We start from the raw sequence: 20,381 nt of genomic DNA on the forward strand, positions 1-20,381 counted from the left end.
CTCAGCGCGTCGGGGACGTGAGAAGCATATGGGATGGCGGTTGGGATCGCCAAAACGGATTACGCGGTGGTATGCGCCCCCGGTCCTGGCTCTGGCGGCGGGCGGGGGCGGCTTCCGTGGTGCCGACGGTACCGGGGGGCCGGGCGGCGACGGGCCAGTGGCTCCGGGCGGGGCTGCGGGTGGTGGCGGTGGGGGCGCCGGTGGACGGGCCCCGGGAGGACCCGGAGGGCTGGGAGGACCGGGCGGAGGGGGTGCCCGGGGGCGGGGCGGGGCTCTGGGCGGTGGGGCCGGCGCCGGGCTGGTTCTCCGCGGGGAGGTGGCGGCTGACCTCCGCGGTGGACAGGCCGAGGCCGCCCAGCCGGATCTCGTCCCAGGCCTGGAGGTGCCTGGTCTTCCGGTCGAAGTAGAGCACGGACGCCTCGATCGGGTCCGGATACTTCCCCTCCACCGCGCGCAGCCCGCTGCCGCCGGTCGAGCCCTCGACGCGCAGCCGGGTGCCCAGCTTCAGCATCTGCGTCTCCTCGTGGTGGATATGGCCGGCGAGGGCCAGCGGAACGGTGCCGTCCGTCTGCTGGGCCGCCACCGGGTTGTGGGCGATCGCGACGTCCACGGGTGTGCCCGCCGCCTTCTGGTCGCGTATCGCGGAGGCGAGCCGGGCGCCGGTGATCACCTCTGCGGGGTCGCCGGCGGGCCTGATCGAGCGGTCCGGCGTGTACTGGGGGTCACCGGTTCCGGCGAACCGCAGGCCCGCGACCGAGACCGCCCGGCCGTCGTCGAGCACGTGCACGTTCCTCATGTGCTCCAGGTACGTCTGCGTGGTGCCCGAGTCGTGGTTGCCGCGCACCCAGACGTAGGGCGCGCCGAGGTCCTTGATCGGGTCGAGGAAGCCGTTCTCGGCGGCGGTGCCGTGGTCCATGGTGTCGCCGGAGTCGACGATCACGTCTATGTCGTACTGGTCGACGAGCGAGCCGACGATGTGCCAGCTGGCAGGGTTGAGGTGCACGTCGGAGATGTGCAGGACGCGGATCGTGCTCGGGTCGGGCCGGTAGGCCGGCAGGGTGGACGTCACCTCGTAGAGCTTGGTCACATTGGTCACCAGCCGCGCCAGTTCCTGCTGGTAGACGTCGAATTCGCTGACGATGCTGCGCGCGTTGCCGACGACTGACGGCGCGCTGCTGAGCAGCCCGGAGAACCTGGGCTCCAGGACGGAATTCGGGTTCCAGGTGGCGTACGCGGTGCCGCCGGACGCGGCGAGCAGGGCGAGCGCGAGGCCGCCGGCCCCCAGGGCGCGGCGCGGGCGGCGGTAGACGACGAGGCCGAGCGCCGTCGCGCCGGCGACCACGGCGGCGCAGGAGCACACGGCCAGGTCCGCCGTGCCGTGCACCACGTCGTGGACGACCTCGTCCTGGAGGCCGGAGATCCGTTCCGGGTGCTTGACCAGCGCCTCCGAGCGCACCGGGTCGAGCCGGTCCACGTCCACGTCCAGGCGGAGGGGAGCGGTGTGCGAGTCCAGTTCCAGCGCGCCGAGCGGCGACACGTTGATCTTCGTACCGCCGGTCAGCGACGGTTGCAGCGTCATCCGCGTGTCCATCGGGCCGACCCGCGCCCGCACCCCGCCGACGGTCAGCAGGCCGAGCCAGGCGCCCAGCAGCACCACGCAGACGAGCGCCAGCGCCCGGACGCCCGGATGCCGGGGGCCGACGGCGGGGTCGGGGAGGCCCAGCTCGGGCAGCGGTGTGCCGAGCGACGACCGGCCCGGCGTCGCGGGACGCGGTTTCCGGGGCGTGCGGGCCGGGCGAGGGGTGCGGGGCGGGTGGGGCGCGTGGGGTGCGCGGTGTTCGTGGGGCGCGTGGTGCCCGTGGGGCGTGTCGGGGTGGCGGGTGTGCGGGGTGGTGCCGTGGGTATGGCCGGGCCGGCCGGTTGCGGGACGGGGGGTGTGCGGGGCCGGCCGGCGGAGGCGGCGGGCCGCTTCCCGGAAGGGGCGGGCCGCGCCGCGTACGTGGCGGTGGGCTGCGGCGGCTGCTTTGGCGATCGCTGCGGACATGGCGGCCATGGCGGTGTCCCTGCGTCGGCGGTGACGGTCACTACGGCGGCTGGGGGCGGTGTGAGCGAGGAGCGGTGCGTACGGGGGCGTGCGGTGGCGTGCGGTGGCGGGCGGTGGCGGACGTGGGTACGGGGTGGGTGGGCCGGCCATTCATCCCGTATGCCCAGGTGCCGTTGCGGATATGCGGTCGCCGATGTGCGGGTGGGGTGCCGGCGGTACGGCCGCCGCGGCCGAGGGGCGTGCGGGTGGCCGACAATGGCGGTGTGCTGGAGATGACGCGCGAGGAGTTCGAGGAACTGGTCGCCGAGGCGCTGGACCGCATTCCGCCCGAGCTGATGCGGCTGCTCGACAACGTCGCGGTGTTCGTGGAGGACGAGCCCGACCCGTCCGCCCCCGACCTGCTCGGCCTGTACGAGGGCACGCCGCTGACCGAGCGGGGCGAGTGGTACGCCGGTGTGCTGCCCGACCGCATCACGATCTACCGCGGACCGACGCTGCGCATGTGCACCACCCGGGAGGAGGTCGTCGAGGAGACCGAGGTGACCGTGGTACACGAAATCGCCCACCACTTCGGCATCGACGACACCCGCCTCCACAACCTGGGCTACGGCTGACCGGGCCGCGCACACTCGGCCACACCACTGCCGACGCCACGCCCGGCTGAGGGGCGCGGGGAACCGCGCGACCAGGCCCCACCGGCGGGTGGTCGGGGACGAGACGGGAAGGGGCTCGGCGGGTTCCGCCCAAGGGGCGCGGGGAACTGCGCGACCCAGGCCCCACCCGGCCGGCAGCCGGGGATGAGACGGGATGGGGCTCGGCGGGTTCCGGCCAGGGGCGCGGGGAACCGCGCGAGGAGCCCCCACCGGCAGGTGACCTGGAACGAGACCGGAAGGGGCTCGGCAGAAGCCCCGGCCCCCGCACGGCTGGAAATGAGCGGTCCCCCCGGCCCCGGCGGCCGCAAGCCGCAGGCAACGCGTGTCCTCGCGCACCCAGCCGGAGTTGGGCAGGTGGATCCGTGCCCCGTGCCCCGTGCCCCGGAGGTGACTTCCGTGCGCCCTTCGTACGTGTCCGACCGTTCGTTGTGCGAGTCCGCCAGACCCCTGCGCGTTCCCGTCCGCCTGACCGCCGCGGTCGTGGCCGTCGCCGCATCCGCGGGCTGCATGAGCTTCGCCGCCGACGGCGAACGGAGCCCGGCGCACTCGTCCGCGCCCTCGCGGTCGGCCGTGCACCCCGACGTCGCCGCGGCCGCCGGCGGCGCCGCGGCGCAGAGCGGTTCGCAGTGGGGCGACGGGGCCGGCGGTGCCGGGGCCGGGGACACGGCTAAGGGCAAATCCGAGGAGAAGGCCGAGGAGAAGGCCGAGGAGAAGGCCACGGACAAGGGCAGCGACAAGGGCAACGACAAGGCCGAGGCCGGGGAGGGGCGGAAGAAGGGGCAGGGGCACGCGAAGGAGAAGAAGAAGCGGGGAAAGCACAAGGCGGACAAGGGCAAGGGCAAGGGGCATCATCGGGGGTCCGGCGCGGCGTCCCGCCCGAGTGGCCGGCCGGGGGCCGGGTCGGGCGGGTCCGGCGCCGGGACGCCGTCCGGTCATCCGTCGAAGCCCGGCGATTCCGGCTCGGGATCCGGCGGAACCGGCACGCAGCCTCCCGCGGACGGCGGCACGGGCCCGTCCGGGCAGGCGCAGGACCCGACCCCCGCGCCCACGGCGCCCCCGGCGTCCGGGCGCGCGAGCAAGGAGGCCGAGGGGAGCGTGCCCGCGGCGCAGGAGGACTCCCCGAGCGATGTACCGCGGCCGTGGGCGGACCCGTCGTCGGGCAGGGCCACCCACCGCGGTGCCTAGCCGGCGCCGGGGCTCCGGCGCCGGGCCGGAGCCCCGGCGGTGCGCGGCGCGGCCCGCGCCGGTGGGTGGGTGGTGCGGGCCGGGCATACGGGCCGGTGCGTGGGCGGTGCGCCCTGGGGCTGCCCGGACCGGTGCGCACCGGCTGCCCGGACCGGTGCGTGAGCGGTGCGCTCCGGCGCCCGGGCGGCTGCCCGGGTCACCCGCGCCGTTCCGGTAACCGGCTGCGGAACGTCGCTGACCAGCCGTAGTCGCGTCACCGGCCCGCCCCGTCCCGCGCTGGTTTGCCATCCGGGTCTCGGCCCACGTATGGTGGTAGATCGTTTGATCCCATTTGCCCGGCGCACTCCCCACAGAGCGGGGGACTGAAGCGCGCCGCGTGTGGCGCGTACTCCCTTGCCGTGGCAGGACCGCATCGAGGCGGTCGTTTATGACCTCACGGAGTCCAGGGCGCGTGCCGTGAACTCCGGAAGGTTTGCATTTCGCATGTCCGTATTCAGTCCTGACCACGTCGCCGTACCCGAGGCCGACGCGGCCGGTACGCCCGCCGAGCCCACCCCCGCCGACACCGGCGCGCCCGGGGCGACAGACGCACGTGAGACCCCTGAAGCTCCCGAGGTCCCCTCAGCCCCCGAGGCTCCCGAGACCCCTGAGGTGACCGAGGTCTCCGAGACGCCCGCCACCACTGAGACCTCCGTGGCTGACGGCAAGTCCAACGAGCCCGACAAGTCCAACGAGTCCATCGAGCCCAACGGGCCCAACGATCCCGACGAGGCCCCCGGACTCACCTTCGCCGACCTCGGCCTCCCCGACGCCGTCGTCCGCAAGCTCGCGCAGAACGGTGTGACGACCCCGTTCCCCATCCAGGCCGCCACCATCCCGGACGCGCTGGCCGGCCGGGACATCCTGGGCCGCGGCCGCACCGGCTCCGGCAAGACCCTCTCGTTCGGCCTGCCGCTGCTCACCACCCTCGCCGGCGGCTACACCGAGAAGAAGCACCCCCGCGGGATCGTCCTCACGCCCACCCGCGAGCTGGCGATGCAGGTCGCGGACGCCCTCCAGCCCTACGGCGATGTGCTGGGGCTGCGGATGAAGGTGGTCTGCGGCGGCACCTCGATGGCCAACCAGATCCACGCCCTGGAGCGCGGCGTCGACATCCTCGTCGCCACCCCCGGCCGGCTGCGGGACATCATCGGCCGCGGCGCCTGCTCGCTCGGCAGCGTCCAGGTCGCCGTCCTCGACGAGGCCGACCAGATGGCGGACCTGGGCTTCCTGCCCGAGGTCACCGAACTGCTCGACCAGGTCCCGGAGGGCGGCCAGCGCATGCTGTTCTCGGCCACCCTCGACCACGACATCGACACGCTCATCAAGCGGTACCTCAACGCCCCGGTCACCCACGAGGTGGACCCCTCGGCCGGCGCGGTCACCACCATGAGCCACCACATCCTGATCGTGAAGCCGCGCGACAAGGCGCCGGTGACCGCCGCGATCGCCGCGCGCAAGGGGCGCACGATCGTGTTCGTCCGCACCCAGATGGGCGCCGACCGCATCGCGGAGCAGTTGCGCGACGCCGGCGTGCGCGCCGACGCACTGCACGGCGGCATGACGCAGGGCGCGCGCACCCGCACCCTGGCCGACTTCAAGGACGGTTACGTCAACGTCCTCGTCGCCACGGACGTCGCGGCCCGCGGTATCCACGTCGACGGCATCGACCTCGTTCTGAACGTCGACCCGGCCGGCGACCACAAGGACTACCTGCACCGTTCCGGTCGTACCGCGCGTGCGGGCCGGTCCGGCACGGTTGTCTCGCTCGCCCTGCCGCACCAGCGGAGGCAGACGTTCCGCCTTATGGAGGACGCGGGTGTGCAGGCCGCGCGCCACATCGTGGGCGGTGGCGGTGTGTTCGACCCCGAGGTCGCGGAGATCACCGGCGCCCGGTCGATGACCGAGGTGCAGGCCGAGTCCGCGGGCCGCGCGGCCGAGCAGGCGGAGCGCGAGGTCAAGGACCTCACCGAGCGGCTGGAACGGGCCCGGCGCCGGGCCGGCGAGCTCCGTGAGGAGGCCGAGTTCCTCACGCTGCGGGCGGCCCGGGAGCGGGGCGAGGATCCGCGCGGGTCCGCCCGGGAGGCTGCCGGTGGCGAGGCCTCCGGTGCCGGGAATGTCGGTGCGGCGCACTCGGATGCGCAGGTGCCGGCGCACGGTGCGGCGGCGGAGGCGGAGGCGGGCGCGGCGGGTTCCGCCGGCCCGGCTGCCCCCGTCGCCCAGGCCGAGGCTCCGGCCCCGGGCGACGCCGGTCCCGCCGCTGGAGTGGCTGCTGCGGAGCGCGCCGGGACGGAGCCCGCCGGTGTGACGGAGGCCGCTGTCTCCCCTGCCGAAACGGTGGACGACTCGGTCCACGGTGCGGCGTCGGAGACGGCCTCGCGGGCCGCGGCGGCGACCGACGCACCGGCCGTCGTCTCCGTACCCCGGCAGGCCGGCCCCCAGGACACCGGAGCCCCCGCCGACGGCGGCGACCGGCGCGACGGCACCGACCGTGTGGCGGCCGCCCGGACCTCGTCCGAGCGCCCCGACCGGGGGTGGGACCGTGCGGGTGGCCGTGGCGGCTTCGACCGCGACCGTGATCGGGACCGTGACCGTGACCGTGGTTTCGACCGGGGCAGGGACCGTGAGCGTTCCGGCCGCGGGTACGAGCGGCGGGACGGCGACCGTGCGGGGTTCCGCCGGGACGGCGACCGTCCGGGCTTCCGGCGTGACGGCGACCGTGACCGTGCGGGCCGCGGCTTCGACCGGGGCGCCAGCGGGCGCGATGACCGCGGCGGCTACGACCGTGACCGGTCCGGTGACCGCGGTGGTTTCGGCCGTGGCCGGGACTGGGACCGCGATCGTGATCGGGACCGTGACCGTGACCGTGGTTTCGACCGGGGCAGGAACGGTGAGCGTTCCGGCCGCGGGTACGAGCGGCGGGACGGCGACCGTGCGGGGTTCCGCCGGGACGGCGACCGCCCGGGCTTCCGGCGTGACGGTGAGCGGACCGACTTCCGCCGGGACCGCGACGGCGACCGTACGGGGTTCCGCCGTGACGGTGACCGCCCCGGCTCCGACCGGAACCGGTACGGCGACCGCGACCGGAACCAGGACCGTTACGGCGACCGTGACCGTGACCGCCCCAAGGACCGTTACGGCGACCGTGACCGGGACCGGGGTCGTTACGGTGATCGCGACCGGGACCGGAGCCGTCCGGCCGCCGGCCGTGACTGGGACCGGGATCGGGACCGGACCGGGGGCCGGGGCACCGATCGCGGCACCGACCGCCCCGGCTTCCGCCACGACGACCGTGGCGGCCACCGCGGCAGCGACCGGCCCTACCGCCGCGACGACCGGCCCGCCGGCCCCCACCGCACAGGCGGCCACCGTCCGGGCGGCCACGACCGGCCGGGCACCCGGCGGGACGACCACCGGGGCGGCGGCTCCGGCTCCGCTTCGGGCGGAGGCGCCGGTACCCACCGCCGCCGTGAGGACAAACCGCGCTGGAAGCGCAACGGCTGAGTCCGGCCGCTGGGGCGGAACTCAGCGGTACGGCCGACGGCACGGACGATGGCACGGCCGACGGTACGGCGGGCGGTACGGCCCACGGTACGGCCCATGGCACGGCGGGCGGTACGGCGAGGCGCGGTGGTCCCGCGGCCCCGTCACGGCCGCCTGACCTTGCCTGACCACAGCTGACCTGCGACGAGAGGCCCACCCGCACCGGGTTGGGCCTCTCGTGCGCTCCGGTGCGGCTCCGCTGCGTTCCCGCACGGCTCGGCCGGGTTCCGGCAGGGTTCGGCCGGTGCTTCGGCAGGGTTCGGCCGGTGCTCCGGCACGGTTCGGCTGTGGTCCGCACCGTTCGGCTGTAATCCGGCACGGCTCGGCCAAACCGTTCGCCCTGCCGTTCTCCGCCTCCGCATACGCCGGCGTGCAATACACCGGCCGCATGGGGCGCATGCCGCGCACCCTGCGGGGGAATCGCTGGGTGCATGACAGAGGACCCCCAGGCTCCCGTCCCCGCCACACCCGCCCCCACGCCCACCCCCGCCCCCGAAGCCCCCTCACCAACGGCCGGCACAGCCCAGCCCACCGGGGGCCCGCCCACCGAGGGCGTGCTCAGCGAGGGCCCCCTCACCGAGGGACCGGCCCGCGACAGCCCGTCGCCCGACCTCCCGCCCGCCGACGGACCGTCGTCCGACCGTCCGCTCTCCGACGAGGAACGTCTGGCGCAGCTCGGCTACACCCAGGTCCTGGCCCGCCGGATGTCGGCCTTCTCGAACTACGCCGTCTCGTTCACGATCATCTCCGTCCTCTCCGGCTGCCTCACCCTCTACCTCTTCGGCATGAACACCGGCGGGCCCGCCCTGATCACCTGGGGCTGGGTCGCGGTCGGCCTGATGACGCTGTTCGTCGGGCTTGCGATGGCCGAGATCTGCTCGGCGTACCCGACCTCCGCCGGCCTGTACTTCTGGGCGCACCGGCTGGCGCCGGCCCGGTCGGCGGCGGCCTGGGCGTGGTTCACGGGCTGGTTCAACGTGCTGGGGCAGGTCGCGGTGACCGCCGGCATCGACTTCGGCGCGGCGTCGTTCCTGGGCGCGTACCTGAACCTCCAGTTCGGTTTCACGGTCACCCCGGGCCGCACGATCCTGCTGTTCGCCGCGATCCTCGTGCTGCACGGCCTGCTGAACACCTTCGGCGTGCGCATCGTCGGCCTGCTGAACAGCGTCAGCGTGTGGTGGCACGTACTGGGGGTCGCGGTGATCGTGGCGGCCCTGGCGTTCGCGCCGGACAGCCACCAGTCCGCGTCGTTCGTATTCACCCACTTCGTCAACAACACCGGCTGGGGCAGCGGCCTGTACGTCGTCCTCATCGGGCTGCTGATGGCGCAGTACACGTTCACCGGCTACGACGCCTCCGCGCATATGACGGAGGAGACCCATGACGCGTCGACCGCCGGGCCCAAGGGGATCGTGCGGTCCATCTGGACCTCGTGGGTGGCCGGTTTCGTCCTGCTGCTCGGCTTCACCTTCGCGATCCAGTCGTACGACGCCGAGCTGGGCTCGCCGACGGGGGCGCCGCCGGCGCAGATCCTGCTGGACGCGCTGGGCGCGACCGCGGGGAAGCTGCTGCTGCTCGTGGTGATCGGGGCGCAGCTCTTCTGCGGGATGGCGTCCGTCACCGCCAACAGCCGGATGATCTACGCGTTCTCGCGTGACGGGGCGCTGCCCCTCTCACGGGTGTGGCACACCGTCAGCCCGCGCAGCCGGACGCCCGTCGCCGCGGTCTGGCTGGCGTCCCTGGGGGCCCTGGTGCTGGGCCTGCCGTATCTGATCAATGTGACGGCGTATGCGGCGGTGACGTCGATCGCCGTGATCGGGCTCTACATCGCCTACGTCATCCCGACGCTGCTGCGACTGCTCAAGGGAGACGCGTTCGAACGGGGGCCGTGGCACCTGGGCCGGTGGTCGCGGCCGGTCGGGGTGGTCGCGGTCGTGTGGGTGGTGCTGATCACGGTGCTCTTCATGCTGCCGCAGGTCTCCCCGGTGACCTGGGAGACCTTCAACTACGCCCCCGTCGCCGTCCTGGTCGTGCTCGGTTTCGCATCGACGTGGTGGCTGGTGTCGGCCCGGCACTGGTTCCTGAACCCGGAGCACGAGCGGACGATCGCTCGGGAGGCGGCGCGGGAGGCGGCGCGGGAGGCCGCTCGGGAGGCCGCTCGGGGGGTGGCTTCCTAAAGGTGGTGGTTCGGAGGCCCCTTCCTAGGGGTGGTTGTTCGGAAGGCCGCTTCCCAGGGGGGTGGCCGTTCGGGGACGGATCACTCTGGCTCATTCGGGAAACGGCCTCCTAAAGGTGGGGTTGCCCGAGGGCTGCTTCCCAGTGGTGCGTCGGAAGACGGTTCTCCAGGGGGCCTGCCCGGGAGGACGGCCCCTGGGAGACCTCTTCGGGAGGCGGGTGGCACCGGAAACTCGGAGGCGTCCGGGTGCCTGCGGATGCCAGGACGGCGGGGAGGGGACGCCGGGGCGTCCCCGGCGCGTCCCACGTAGTGCTCCGAGGCGGGGGAAGCCGAGGCGCCCCCCGCGCGCCTCCCCGCAGTGTTCCGCGGCCCGCGTCCAGCCCTCCGATCCGAACACCGTCATCAGAACCCTCGTCCTCCCGGGTGTCCGCCCGGTTCCCCTTGAGGGACGGGCACAGCCCGCGGCCCGGGGGCCCGCTATGCTGCGGGTTGCGGGCCGTTAGCTCAATTGGCAGAGCAGTGGACTTTTAATCCATTGGTTGTGGGTTCGAGTCCCACACGGCCTACCGTTGCGCCCCAGGTCAGGGCAGCCCCCGGCCTGGGGCATCGGTATATTCGGGGCGATCGGGAGCATCGGCTCCACCATCGCTCCACCGAATCGAAGACGGCCAGGACTCCCGATCAGCTCCGGTGCCGGCACCAACCACGGAACGCCTGACGCGGGCGAGGACGGGGGCGGGGGCGGGGGAGACCCTTCCCGCTCAGCCGGCGCGCGGGCGGCACCGATGCCCCGCGGTCGGCCCAGCTCTTCGCGAGCGGGTGGAAACCAACGCCCCGGCGCTCGGGACGGGTTGAGGTATACCCGGGGGCCGGAGCAGCCGTCCCGGCGCGCCCTCATCTCCGCTGCCGTTCCCGCAGGTCAGAAGGCGGGACATCGCATGTTCTCCGCCACCGCTCGCCGCTGCTCGACGCCCCGTCCGCCGGTCACGCATGGTGAGTCCCAAGCCGGGCGGCACACACGGTCGGTAGCCGCCCACCCGTCATGGAGGGGATTTGATCATGAGCATGTTCAGGCAACTCGCCGCAGTGGCGGCCACGGCCGCCCTGGCCGGTGGCGGCGCGACGGCCATGGCGCCGGCCGCGAGCGCGGCCTCCGGCGGCACCGCCCCCGCGTGCATCGCACGCTCCGTCCACTACCCGAGCAGCGGGGACTACGTGCTGGTCGTCAACAACTGCGGCAAGACCATGCGCGTGAACGTCGTCTTCGACTACCAGGCGGACACCGGGTGCGTGACGCTGCAGAACGAGGCGAGCTTCCGGGCGGAGTTCGCGTGGCCGGGGAAGTACCACAAGACGGTGGTGTGCTGAGGCTGTGGACAAGCGCCCGTGCCCGCGCCCGCGCCGAGCGTGAGGGTCGCCAGCGCGGGCGCGCATCGCCGTTCGACCGACGGCTGTCGGCCGGCCGCCCAACAAGGTCCCGTCATCGCAGGTGGCGGGCCTTTCCGCGTGGCCGGCGGCCGGCCGGACCCGTCGGAACGGCGGAGGGCGGGACGACGCGGCGGCCGACGTTGCGAACGGCGTTGCGAACGGTGTGGAGAAGTTATCCACAGGCTCGGACGGGCGGGCTTGCGGCGGCCTAGGATGCGAACACGCGGTCGGTTCGGCAGGCCGCGTACCCCGGTCACGAGCACGGGGACAGGGGAACTACGGGGAACTACGGGAAACACGGGGAACACGGGGGAATCATGCATACACAGTCACGCCCAGGCGTGCGCCGTCCGCTTGTCGCCGGCCTGGCCGCGGCCCTGTCGGCCGCCACGGCGCTCCTCGCCTTCGTCCCGTCCGCCTCGGCGGCGACCGACGGTTCGATGGCCGCGTCCGGTTCGCTGGCCGCTGCGGGTTCGCTGGAGGCTGCCGGCTCGGCGGTCGCCTCCGGCTCGGCGGTCGCCTCCGGCCCAGCGGTCGCCTCCGGCCCGGCGGCCACCTCCGGCTCGGCCGCGGCCCCGACCGTCCGGGGAGGCGCCGTCGTGCGCGGAGGCGCCGTCGTGCAGGGCATAGGGGATCCGGTCTCCTGGGAGACGGCGTATGGAGCGGCCACCGCATCGGGTGCGCGCTGGGTCGAGGAGACCGAGGTGGACGGCGTCTACTACGACGACCTCGTGATCCAGGGCGACTTCGAGAACACCGGGGACGAGTGCTACTCCGTGTGGTTCCAGTGGACCGACGACTCGTTCCCCATGCCCCCGCAGAAGTACGCCAGCCAGTGCGGCCCGGGCGGCGTCACGATCGACTACCGCATGCGATACGGCTTCACCACCTCGGGAGCCCTCTTCATATGCAAGGGCACGGGGAACACGGACGAGTGCGGCCCCCGCGCGGGCATGACGTCGTGGCCGGTGGGCTGAGGCAGGACTAGGACCGGCCAAGCGGGCGCTTCGACAGGCGCGCTTCGGCAGGCCTACGCGGTGCCGTCCCGGTCCCTGGGGACCGAGCCGCTCGCGCCGGTGCTCCGTGGGGCCGCCTCCGCCGGTGCTCCGTGGGGCCGCCTCCGCCGGTGCTCCGTGGAGCCCTCTGCATCGGGGCTCCGCTGGTTGGTCTGTATCGGGGCTCCGGTGGGCCGTCTGCACGCCGAGGCGTGCCGCGCCGTCCGCACCGCAGGCCGGGCGCCCCACCCGCACCGGCCCCGGCAAGCCCCCCGCACCGCGCCCCGCCGGCGCAAGGCGGGTCCGGCGGAGGGCGGGTCCGGGGAGGGCGGCCACCCGGCGTATGCGAGGCATGCTCCCGGCGTGACCACGGCGTGTCCGCCCACCCCTGGGGCTTCCCGCCGACCGGAGGCGCCCTACACTTGCGCACTCACGGTTACCCCTTGCCGTTCCGGAGGCCTTCGCGGCGGGGGAGCAGGTCACGGGCAGGACGAGCCTCACGAGCCGGTGGGCCCGAGGAGCCCGCCAGGAGCCCACGCAGCCACAGCCAGCCACGAATCCGAATCCACTTTCGAACCAGTCATGCCAGGACCGAGGGGTGTTTGGCGCCTTGATAGTCATCGAAGATGTCAGCAAGCGGTATCCCGACGGCACAGTGGCCGTCGACCGGCTGTCGCTGGAGATTCCGGACCGCTCGATCACCGTGCTGGTGGGCCCCTCCGGGTGCGGCAAGACCACCACCCTGCGGATGATCAACCGCATGATCGAGCCGACCTCCGGGAGGATCCTCCTGGACGGAGCGGACATCCAGCAGCAACCGGTCAACGCCCTGCGCCGCTCCATGGGCTATGTCATCCAGAACGCCGGTCTCTTCCAGCACCGCACGGTCCTCGACAACATCGGCACCGTGCCGCGGCTGCTGGGCTGGTCCAAACAGCGGGCCCGCACGCGGGCGGCCGAGCTGATGGAACGGGTCGGTCTCGACGCCTCGATGGCGGGCCGCTACCCGTACCAGCTCTCCGGCGGCCAGCAGCAGCGCGTCGGGGTGGCCAGGGCGCTGGCGGCGGACCCGCCGGTGCTGCTGATGGACGAGCCGTTCTCGGCGGTCGACCCGGTGGTGCGGCGCGGCCTGCAGGAGGAGTTGCTGCGGATCCAGGAGGAGCTGGGCAAGGCCATCGTCTTCGTCACACACGACATCGACGAGGCCATCCGGATCGGCGACCAGGTGGCCGTGCTGCGCAGCGGCGGGAAGCTGGCGCAGTTCGCACCGCCGGACGAGCTGCTGTCGGGGCCCGTCGACCCGTTCGTGGCGGACTTCCTCGGCGCCGACCGGGGCATCCGCGGGCTGTCATTCTTCTCCTCCGCCGGGCTGAACCTGGACCCGGGCCCGGTCGTCGCGGTCGACGCCACCGTCAAGCAGGTGGCCAGGCGGGTCACCCCCGACGTGCCGTATGTGCTGGTCACCGATGTGGACGGCAAGCCGCTCGGCTGGGCGGAGCCGGCCGAGTGGACGGAGGGCGAGAAGACGCTCACGCCGTACGGGCAGACCTTCGAGTTCGGCCGGGACTCGCTGCGGGTCGCGCTGGACTGCGCGGTGCTGTCGCCCACCGGCTGGGCGGTCGGCGTGGACCGCACCGGCAGCGTGGTGGGCGTCGCCTCCCAGGAGTCGGTCGCCACCGCGATCCGCGCCGCCCACGCCGAGCGCGCCATCCGGGCCCGGGACGAAGCGACGTACGCGGCGGGTGCGGCCGGGAGCGACGGGGCGGGGGCGGCGGGCTCCGCGGGCGTCCGGGCGGCGGACGAGCCCGGTGGGGAGCCCGGCACCGCGGCGGACGCCGGCGCGCAGGAGGCCGCGCAGTGAACGGCTTCTTCGACATGCCCAGCGACCTCCAGCACAGCTACCTGGGCCTGGTCGGCTGGCACCTGGAGGAGGCGCTGATCCCGGTGGTCGTCGGGCTGCTGATCGCCCTGCCGGTCGGGCAGCTGTGCGTGCGCTTCACATGGCTCTATCCGCCGGTGCTGTGGGTCACCACGGTGCTGTACGCGGTGCCGTCGCTGGCCTTCTTCGTGGTACTGATCGACTACACCGGTCAGAGCCAGATCACGGTCATGATCCCGCTGGCCCTGTACAGCCTGGTGGTGCTGGTGCCGGCGATCGTGGACGGCGTGCGGTCGGTGCCCGAGGAGACCAATGCCGCGGCGGTCGCCATGGGCATCGGTCCGGTGCGCCGTTATCTGCAGGTGCAGTTGCCGATCGCGGTCCCGGCGATCATCGCGGGGCTGCGGGTGGCGACGGTCTCCAGCATCAGCCTGGTGAGCGTCGGCGCCCTGATCGGCAACCAGGGCGCGCTGGGCAATCTGCTCGCCGACGCGATGTTCTACCACCGGCCGATCCTCGCGGTCAGCTCCGTGGTCACCACCGCCGTGCTGGCGATCCTCGCCGACGCGCTGCTGGTCCTGCTCAGGCGGCTGCTCACACCCTGGCAGCCCCGTGGCGCGCGGGCCGCGGCGCGTGCCGCCCGCCGTGGCGGCGGATCGTCCGGCGGAAGCCCGTCGTCCCGGGGCGCCGGAAAGGGCGCCGCACCGGCCCTGGAGCGTGTGCCGTGAACGTCTTCCACTTCATGCAGGCCTTCTTCTCCGACAGCGCCCACTGGCATGGCTACGACGGCATTCCGCAGCGGGTGTTCGAGCACATCCAGTACTCGGCCGCGGCCCTGGGCATCGCCGCCGCCATCGGGCTGCCGATCGGCATGATCACCGGGCACACCGGCCGTGGCGGGAACGCCCTGGCGTTCGTGGCGACCGCGGCGCGGGCGCTGCCCAGCTTCGGCCTGCTGGTGCTGATGTTCGTGCTGATCGGCCTGAGCACGCTGCCGGTGATGATCCCGCTGGTGGTGCTCGCCGTGCCGCCCATCCTGGTGACCACGTACGAAGCGGTGCGCAGCGTGGACGCCTCGCCCGTGGACGCGGCCCGCGGCATGGGCATGCACCCCGCGAAGATCCTCTTCCAGGTGGAGCTGCCGGAGGCGCTGCCGCTGATACTCAGCGGGCTCAGGTCCGCGGCGATCCAGATCGTCTCCACCGCCACCATCGCCGCGTATGTGAGCCTCGGCGGGGTCGGCCGTTACATCGTCGACGGCCTCTACCAGCGCGACTACGAGAAGGTGGTGGGCGGTGCCGCACTGGTCGCGGTCCTGGCCCTGCTGGTCCTCGCCCTGTTCTGGGCCGCGGGGCGCACCCTGGTGTCACCAGGGGTGCGCAGGCGCTGAGCTGCGCCCCCGCGGAGGCGCAGACCCGTCTGGGCGCGGGGACTGCGTGCGCAACCCCCCACCGGCCGGTGGCTCCGGCACGACAGGCACAGCCCCTTTGCGGGGGTGGCGATCTGACGGTTTCGGCGTGGCCGGTCGCGCAGTTCCCCGCGCCCCTACGAGGCTGCGGCCCCAGGGGCCGCAGCCCCACCCGAGGCCCGGCCGCAGGCCGGTCTCAGCTCGTCGCCCGTGCCAGCGCGTGTTCCAGTACGACCAGGAGCGCGTCCCGCACAGAACCCCGTTCGCGGGCGTCGAAGACGGTGAGCGGGACGTTGTCGCGGACGTCCAGCGCCCAGCGCACATCGGTGAGGTCGTGCTCGACCTGCCCGTCGAACGCGTTCACGGCCACGGCGAACGGGATGTCGCGGTGCTCGAAGTAGTCGACGGCTGCGTAGCAGTCGTCGAGCCGCCGGGTGTCCACGATCACCAGACCGCCCAGCGCGCCCTCCACCAGGTCGTCCCACATGAAGCCGAACCGCTCCTGGCCGGGCGTGCCGAACAGGTACAGCTTGAGCGTCGGGTCGAGGGTGACGCAGCCGAAGTCCAGCGCCACGGTGGTGGTGGTCTTCTGCGGGGTGTGGGAGAGGTCGTCCACGCCCGCGGCGACGGAGGTGATCGACGCCTCGGTGGTCAGTGGCTCGATCTCGGAGATGGACGCCACCGTGGTCGTCTTGCCCACCCCGAAACCGCCGGCGATCACCATCTTGACCGGCAGGGGCGGGCGCGCGGGCACGTCGTCGGGCCGAGCGGCCATGCCGGGCTCCGGGGCGTCAGAATTCATGGCGGGCGCCCCTGGAGTCGGGAACGGCGCGGAGTCCATCGATAACCCTTCTCAGGACGGAGGCATCGCGGGCGGGGTTGCCCTGCGGGAGGTACAAGGTCAGCTGCCCGTCGGCGCGCAGGTCGTCGGCGAGTACGCGGATGACGTTGAGGTGCATACGGAGCTTTGCGGCGATCTCGGCGAGCGACTGCGGCTCCTGGCAGACGGCGACGATGTCCCGGTGCTCGAACGCGAAGGTGTCGAGGGCGGCGACCCCGCTGCTCGTCGCCACCACCTGCGTCTCCACGGGGAGCGGCGGGACCAGCCCGTCGCCGCCCGCCACCCGGCCCGCGGTGAGCAGGAACGGACGGACGGCCGGAGCGGGGTACTCCGGTTCGGGGTACGCGGGCTCGGCGTAGTCGCCTTCCGCGTAGTCGGGTTCGGGGTACTGCGGCCCGGCGGGGTCCGGCGCCGGGTACTGCTGTTCAAGGTACCGGCCCGCGGCGGGGTCCCCGAGGTACGCGTCGTCCGCGGTGCGCCCGGACGGTGTGTCACCCGCCGGCATGATGTCCACCTCCCTCGCCCTCGTCCGTTGGTCTGCCCGGGCCTGTGCGTCTGGTCGCCGGGTCCGGCTCAGCCGGCGGGGGCGTCGCCCACCGAGTTCTTCAGCTCCATGATGAGCTGTGGGCTGAGGGCGGCGCCCGCGCGGTTGGCGAACAGGGCCATTTCGTAAGCGATGTTGCCCAGCTTCGCCTCCTTCGAGGTGACCACGCCGAGCACCGCGCCCGCGCCGATCGCGGAGACGAGCAGGTGCCCGCCCTCCAGGTCGACGATGACCTTGTTGAGGCCGCCGAGGCCGTAGTTGCCGGAGGCGCCCATGGCGAGGCTGGTCAGGCCGGAGACGATGGCGGCGAGCCGCTCCGAGTCGGCGTGGTCGCGCAGCCGGGAGACGGCGATCAGCAGACCGTCCGAGGAGACGCCGATGGCGTCCACGACGCCCGCTGTCTCGGTGGCGAACCGGCTCAGCAGCCAGTTGAAGTCCTCCGCGGCGCTGCGCAGCTCGGGGTCGGCTGGGCGCGCGGGCACCTGCGGTATGTGCGGGCCTTGGCCCGGCTCTGCCGCGCCGGAGGCGGACCCGTCGGTCCAGGTGGTCATTGGCCCACCCCTTCTGAGGATGAGGGTTGCTCGGTCCCGGTCGTGCGGCGGCCCCCGGGGTACGGGGGCGGCGCCTGCTGAGGTGCGCTCGGCGGGCTAGACGCCTGTGACCCCTGTGGAGGTTGCGCTTCCTGATGGCCCGTCAGCCGACCGCGGAGATAGTGTGCGCCCAGATGCCGTGCGCTGTCGCGCTGGGCCCGTTCCACGGCCGCCTCGAACTCCTCGAGTTCCAGCCGCGCGGCCTCGGCGTCCACCGGCCGCCACCCCGGCGGCGCCTGGGTGCTCGGCCGCGGCGGCAGCACGCTCGACGCCGTGGTGGCCGACAGCGTCGCCCCGCGCACCCGGCGCCGCAGCGGCCGCGGCGACTGCGCCCCCGGCACGGGCGTGCGCCCGGCCCCCGTGCCGGCCACACGGCTGCGTCCACTCTGCGCCCCCGGCACGGGGGTGCGCCCCGCCGGAACATGTCCGGCCTGGGGCTCTGTGACCGTTGGGCCATGTCCGGTCTGTGGCTCTGTGACCGTTGGGCCATGTCCGGTCTGTGGCTCTGTGACCGTTGGACCATGTCCGGTCTGCGGCTCCGTGACCATCGGACCACGTCCGGCCTGCGCTCCCGACACCGCCGGGCCACGCCCGACCTGCTGCTCCGTCACCGAGCCGGCACCGCCCGGCCCACCGCCCACCGGACCGCCGTCCGGCCCCGGAGCCGACCGTGGCGCAGGCACCCGTCGGGGCAGCCCCGGACCGGTGCCGGGGCGCGGTCCGGGCGGGGCGGGGCGGCGGGCCGGGCCCGCCGTCTGCCGCGCGGGCGTGGGGCGGGGCGGCACCGGTGCGACGGCGTGCGCCGGCAGCAGGTGCACCGGCGGGATGATGACCGTCGCGGTGACGCCCCCGCCGGGCGTGCGCGACAGCGTGACCTGGATGCCCCAGCGCCGGGACAGGCTGCCGACCACGAAGAGCCCGAGCACCTTGGTCGGTACCAGGTCGAGCCGTTCGCGGTGGACCAGCCGGGCGTTCTCCTCGGCCAGCCGCTCGGAGCTCATTCCCAGCCCGTGGTCGACGACCTCCACCACGGCCCCGTCGGTCACAAGCCGCCGGGCGGCACCTGTCCATGGCTCCGCCACGTCGTCGTCCTCGGCAGCGGCCCCGGCCCGGGGCCCGCCACCACCCGCGGCCCGGCTGCCGTCGGCCGCGCGCAGCAGCACCTCGACCCGGCTGCTGGCCGGTGAGAACGTGACGGCGTTCTCCAGCAGCTCCGCCAGCATCAGCGTCAGGTCCCCGACCACATCGGGTGAGATGGTGACGTCGCCGTCGGCGCGCGGCACCACCCGCTGGTAGGCCTCGATCTGCCCGAGCGCGGCCCGCACCACATTGCTCAGCCGGACCGGACCGGACTCCGTGCCGGTCTCGCGCAGCCCGGCGAGCAGCATCAGGCTGTCGGCGTTGCGCTGCAGCCGTACCGCGATGTGGTCGATGCGGTAGAGCCGCTCCAGCACCTCCGGGTCGGTCTCGCCGTGCTCGACCGCGTCGATCAGGGCGAGCTGGCGCGCGGTGAGGTTGCTCACCCTGCGCCCGATGTTGCCGAACATCTCCGCGAAGTTGCGGCGGCTGAGCACCTGCCGCTCCAGCAGCGCGGTCGCGGTGATCTGCACCTGGTTGAACGCCTCGGCCAGCTCGCCGATCTCGTCGCGCACCGGCACCGGAACGGCGGTGAGACGCGGCGGGCCGGTGTCGGTGGCGTCGTCGTCGGCGACCCGGGCCAGCTCCTCGCCGGTCGCCTCGGCCACCCGGTGCGCCGCGCGGGTCAGCGTGCGGACCGCGCGCAGCACCGAGCGGCGGGCCAGGACGGAGAACATCAGCCACGCCGTGAACGCCAGCACCGTCGCGAGCAGCAGTGCCCCGGCCCGCCACCAGGCGGCGCCCGAGGCCTGCTGGGTCCGGTCGGCGATCTGGCCGATCAGCGACCGGGTGATCGCCAGGCGGTGCTGCGCCTGGTGCTCATAGGTGGTGACGTCCCGCAGCGACTCGTCGAGCGCGGCGTGCACCTGCTCCGGCTTCTCCGCCACCAGGCCGCTGGGGTCGACCTGGAGGGCGGCGTAGTGCTGGGAGATGACGCTCTGGTACGCCGTCCGCTCGATGGCGGCCAGCTCCTCGCGCTGGGCGGTGCCGGCGTGCCGGCGGAACCGGTCGGCCTGGTAGGTGTACTGGTCGTAGGCGCCGACCGCGGCCGTGAACTCGATCAGGGCGTTCGGGTCGCCGGTGCGCGCCGCGAACACGCTGGTCTCGAACGTGGCGTGCGCGGCGTCCGCGCGCAGCAGCGCGTCCAGCAGGGTGGCCGAGGTGCCGGCGAGCGGCGCGGGCACGTCCGTGACGAGCGCGGAGTCGGCGCCGTCGGCGGTGTCCGGGTCGCCGGGGGACGCGCCGGAGCCGTCGGTTCCGGTGGTGTCGTCGGGGTCGGAGCCGTTGATGCCGAGGCCGTTGATGAGGTCGGCGACGGCGCCACCGTAGGCGGGGTCGATGTTGTCGGCGGGGATGGGGCCCTGCTCGACGGTGCTGCGCAGGCTGTCCAGGCCCTCGATCTCCTTCAGGGCCTGCGCCTCGGGTTCGGGCAGCCGGCCGCCGAAGGCCTTGCGGACGGTCTCCACCTGGGCGTTCACGGCCTGCTGGGCGGTGAGGTAGGGGGCGGTGTCGGGAGCCTGGGTGACGTTCGGGCCCATCGCCTCGTAGCGCAGCGCGACCAGCAGCGCCTGGCGGTGCTCCGTCTGGAGGTCGTCTATCAGCTTCGCCACCTGCTCGCTGCTGCGCACCAGCCGGGCCGTGTCGCCGGCCGACCGGGCCTGGGCGATCTGCTGGTACGCGAGGAAGGCCAGCATCGCCGCGATGACGAGCACCGGCACGAACACCATGACGTCCAGCTTGCGCCGGAAAGGCAGGCGGTCGAGGAGCGCGCCGCGCGACGGGGGCGCCCCCGGTACCCCGGGTGCGGCCCCCGGTACCGCTGGCGCGCCGGTCCTCGGCGGGTCCTTCCTGTGCGCGGGCACCGGGCCTCCTTGCAGCACTCCTGCGAACTACGGACTCTGCCCGCGCGTGCGCACCTG

Annotated in this window: 14 protein-coding genes and 1 tRNA gene; 10 read left to right on the forward strand and 5 right to left on the reverse strand. The window is 73.7% G+C overall.

Annotated elements, in window-relative coordinates:
• Position 1: 1 nt before the first annotated feature.
• Positions 2–2,053 (reverse strand): metallophosphoesterase, encoded by a 2,052-nt coding sequence (locus tag ACSMXW_RS18600; RefSeq protein WP_485797839.1) that lies wholly within the window; start codon positions 2,051–2,053, stop codon positions 2–4.
• 254 nt (positions 2,054–2,307) lie between these two features.
• Here ACSMXW_RS18600 and ACSMXW_RS18605 point away from each other — a divergent pair, with 254 nt between their 5' ends.
• The 10 genes from ACSMXW_RS18605 (at position 2,308) to ACSMXW_RS18650 (ending at position 15,332) form a co-directional block, all read left to right on the forward strand.
• Complete coding sequence (locus ACSMXW_RS18605) at positions 2,308–2,658, forward strand: metallopeptidase family protein (protein ID WP_485797840.1); 351 nt, start codon at positions 2,308–2,310, stop codon at positions 2,656–2,658.
• Positions 2,659–3,093: 435 nt separating this feature from the next.
• On the forward strand, positions 3,094–3,882 hold the full coding sequence (locus ACSMXW_RS18610; protein WP_485797841.1) for a hypothetical protein: 789 nt from the start codon (positions 3,094–3,096) through the stop codon (positions 3,880–3,882).
• A gap of 483 nt (positions 3,883–4,365) precedes the next feature.
• Positions 4,366–7,425: a DEAD/DEAH box helicase gene (locus tag ACSMXW_RS18615; protein WP_485797842.1), complete on the forward strand. Its 3,060-nt coding sequence runs from the start codon at positions 4,366–4,368 to the stop codon at positions 7,423–7,425.
• Between the two features lie 470 nt (positions 7,426–7,895).
• Positions 7,896–9,641 (forward strand): amino acid permease, encoded by a 1,746-nt coding sequence (locus ACSMXW_RS18620; RefSeq protein ID WP_485797843.1) that lies wholly within the window; start codon positions 7,896–7,898, stop codon positions 9,639–9,641.
• Positions 9,642–10,133: 492 nt separating this feature from the next.
• Positions 10,134–10,206 (forward strand) — tRNA-Lys (locus ACSMXW_RS18625).
• Between the two features lie 493 nt (positions 10,207–10,699).
• Positions 10,700–11,008, forward strand: coding sequence for a hypothetical protein (locus tag ACSMXW_RS18630; RefSeq protein WP_485797844.1), 309 nt, complete (start codon positions 10,700–10,702; stop codon positions 11,006–11,008).
• 401 nt (positions 11,009–11,409) lie between these two features.
• Positions 11,410–12,045: a hypothetical protein gene (locus tag ACSMXW_RS18635; protein WP_485797845.1), complete on the forward strand. Its 636-nt coding sequence runs from the start codon at positions 11,410–11,412 to the stop codon at positions 12,043–12,045.
• A 628-nt stretch (positions 12,046–12,673) separates the two neighbouring features.
• On the forward strand, positions 12,674–13,924 hold the full coding sequence (locus ACSMXW_RS18640) for an ABC transporter ATP-binding protein (protein ID WP_485797846.1): 1,251 nt from the start codon (positions 12,674–12,676) through the stop codon (positions 13,922–13,924).
• Positions 13,921–14,670, forward strand: a complete 750-nt coding sequence (locus tag ACSMXW_RS18645) for an ABC transporter permease (RefSeq protein WP_485797847.1) — start codon at positions 13,921–13,923, stop codon at positions 14,668–14,670. Before ACSMXW_RS18640 ends, ACSMXW_RS18645 begins: the two co-directional genes overlap by 4 nt.
• Complete coding sequence (locus tag ACSMXW_RS18650; protein ID WP_485797848.1) at positions 14,667–15,332, forward strand: ABC transporter permease; 666 nt, start codon at positions 14,667–14,669, stop codon at positions 15,330–15,332. Before ACSMXW_RS18645 ends, ACSMXW_RS18650 begins: the two co-directional genes overlap by 4 nt.
• A 214-nt stretch (positions 15,333–15,546) precedes the next feature.
• On the opposite strand, the gene ACSMXW_RS18655 is transcribed toward ACSMXW_RS18650, so the two are convergent.
• The 4 genes from ACSMXW_RS18655 to ACSMXW_RS18670 all read right to left on the reverse strand — a co-directional run bounded on the left by ACSMXW_RS18655 (position 15,547) and on the right by ACSMXW_RS18670 (position 20,324).
• A complete protein-coding gene (locus tag ACSMXW_RS18655; RefSeq protein ID WP_485797849.1) occupies positions 15,547–16,152 on the reverse strand; it encodes a GTP-binding protein in 606 nt (201 codons plus the stop codon).
• Positions 16,142–16,696, reverse strand: coding sequence for a DUF742 domain-containing protein (locus ACSMXW_RS18660; RefSeq protein ID WP_485797850.1), 555 nt, complete (start codon positions 16,694–16,696; stop codon positions 16,142–16,144). Before ACSMXW_RS18660 ends, ACSMXW_RS18655 begins: the two co-directional genes overlap by 11 nt.
• 68 nt (positions 16,697–16,764) lie before the next feature.
• Positions 16,765–17,286, reverse strand: coding sequence for a roadblock/LC7 domain-containing protein (locus ACSMXW_RS18665; protein WP_485797851.1), 522 nt, complete (start codon positions 17,284–17,286; stop codon positions 16,765–16,767).
• On the reverse strand, positions 17,283–20,324 hold the full coding sequence (locus ACSMXW_RS18670; RefSeq protein WP_485797852.1) for a HAMP domain-containing protein: 3,042 nt from the start codon (positions 20,322–20,324) through the stop codon (positions 17,283–17,285). Before ACSMXW_RS18670 ends, ACSMXW_RS18665 begins: the two co-directional genes overlap by 4 nt.
• Positions 20,325–20,381: the final 57 nt, after the last annotated feature.

The organism is Streptomyces sp. DSM 116793 (assembly GCF_057320905.1).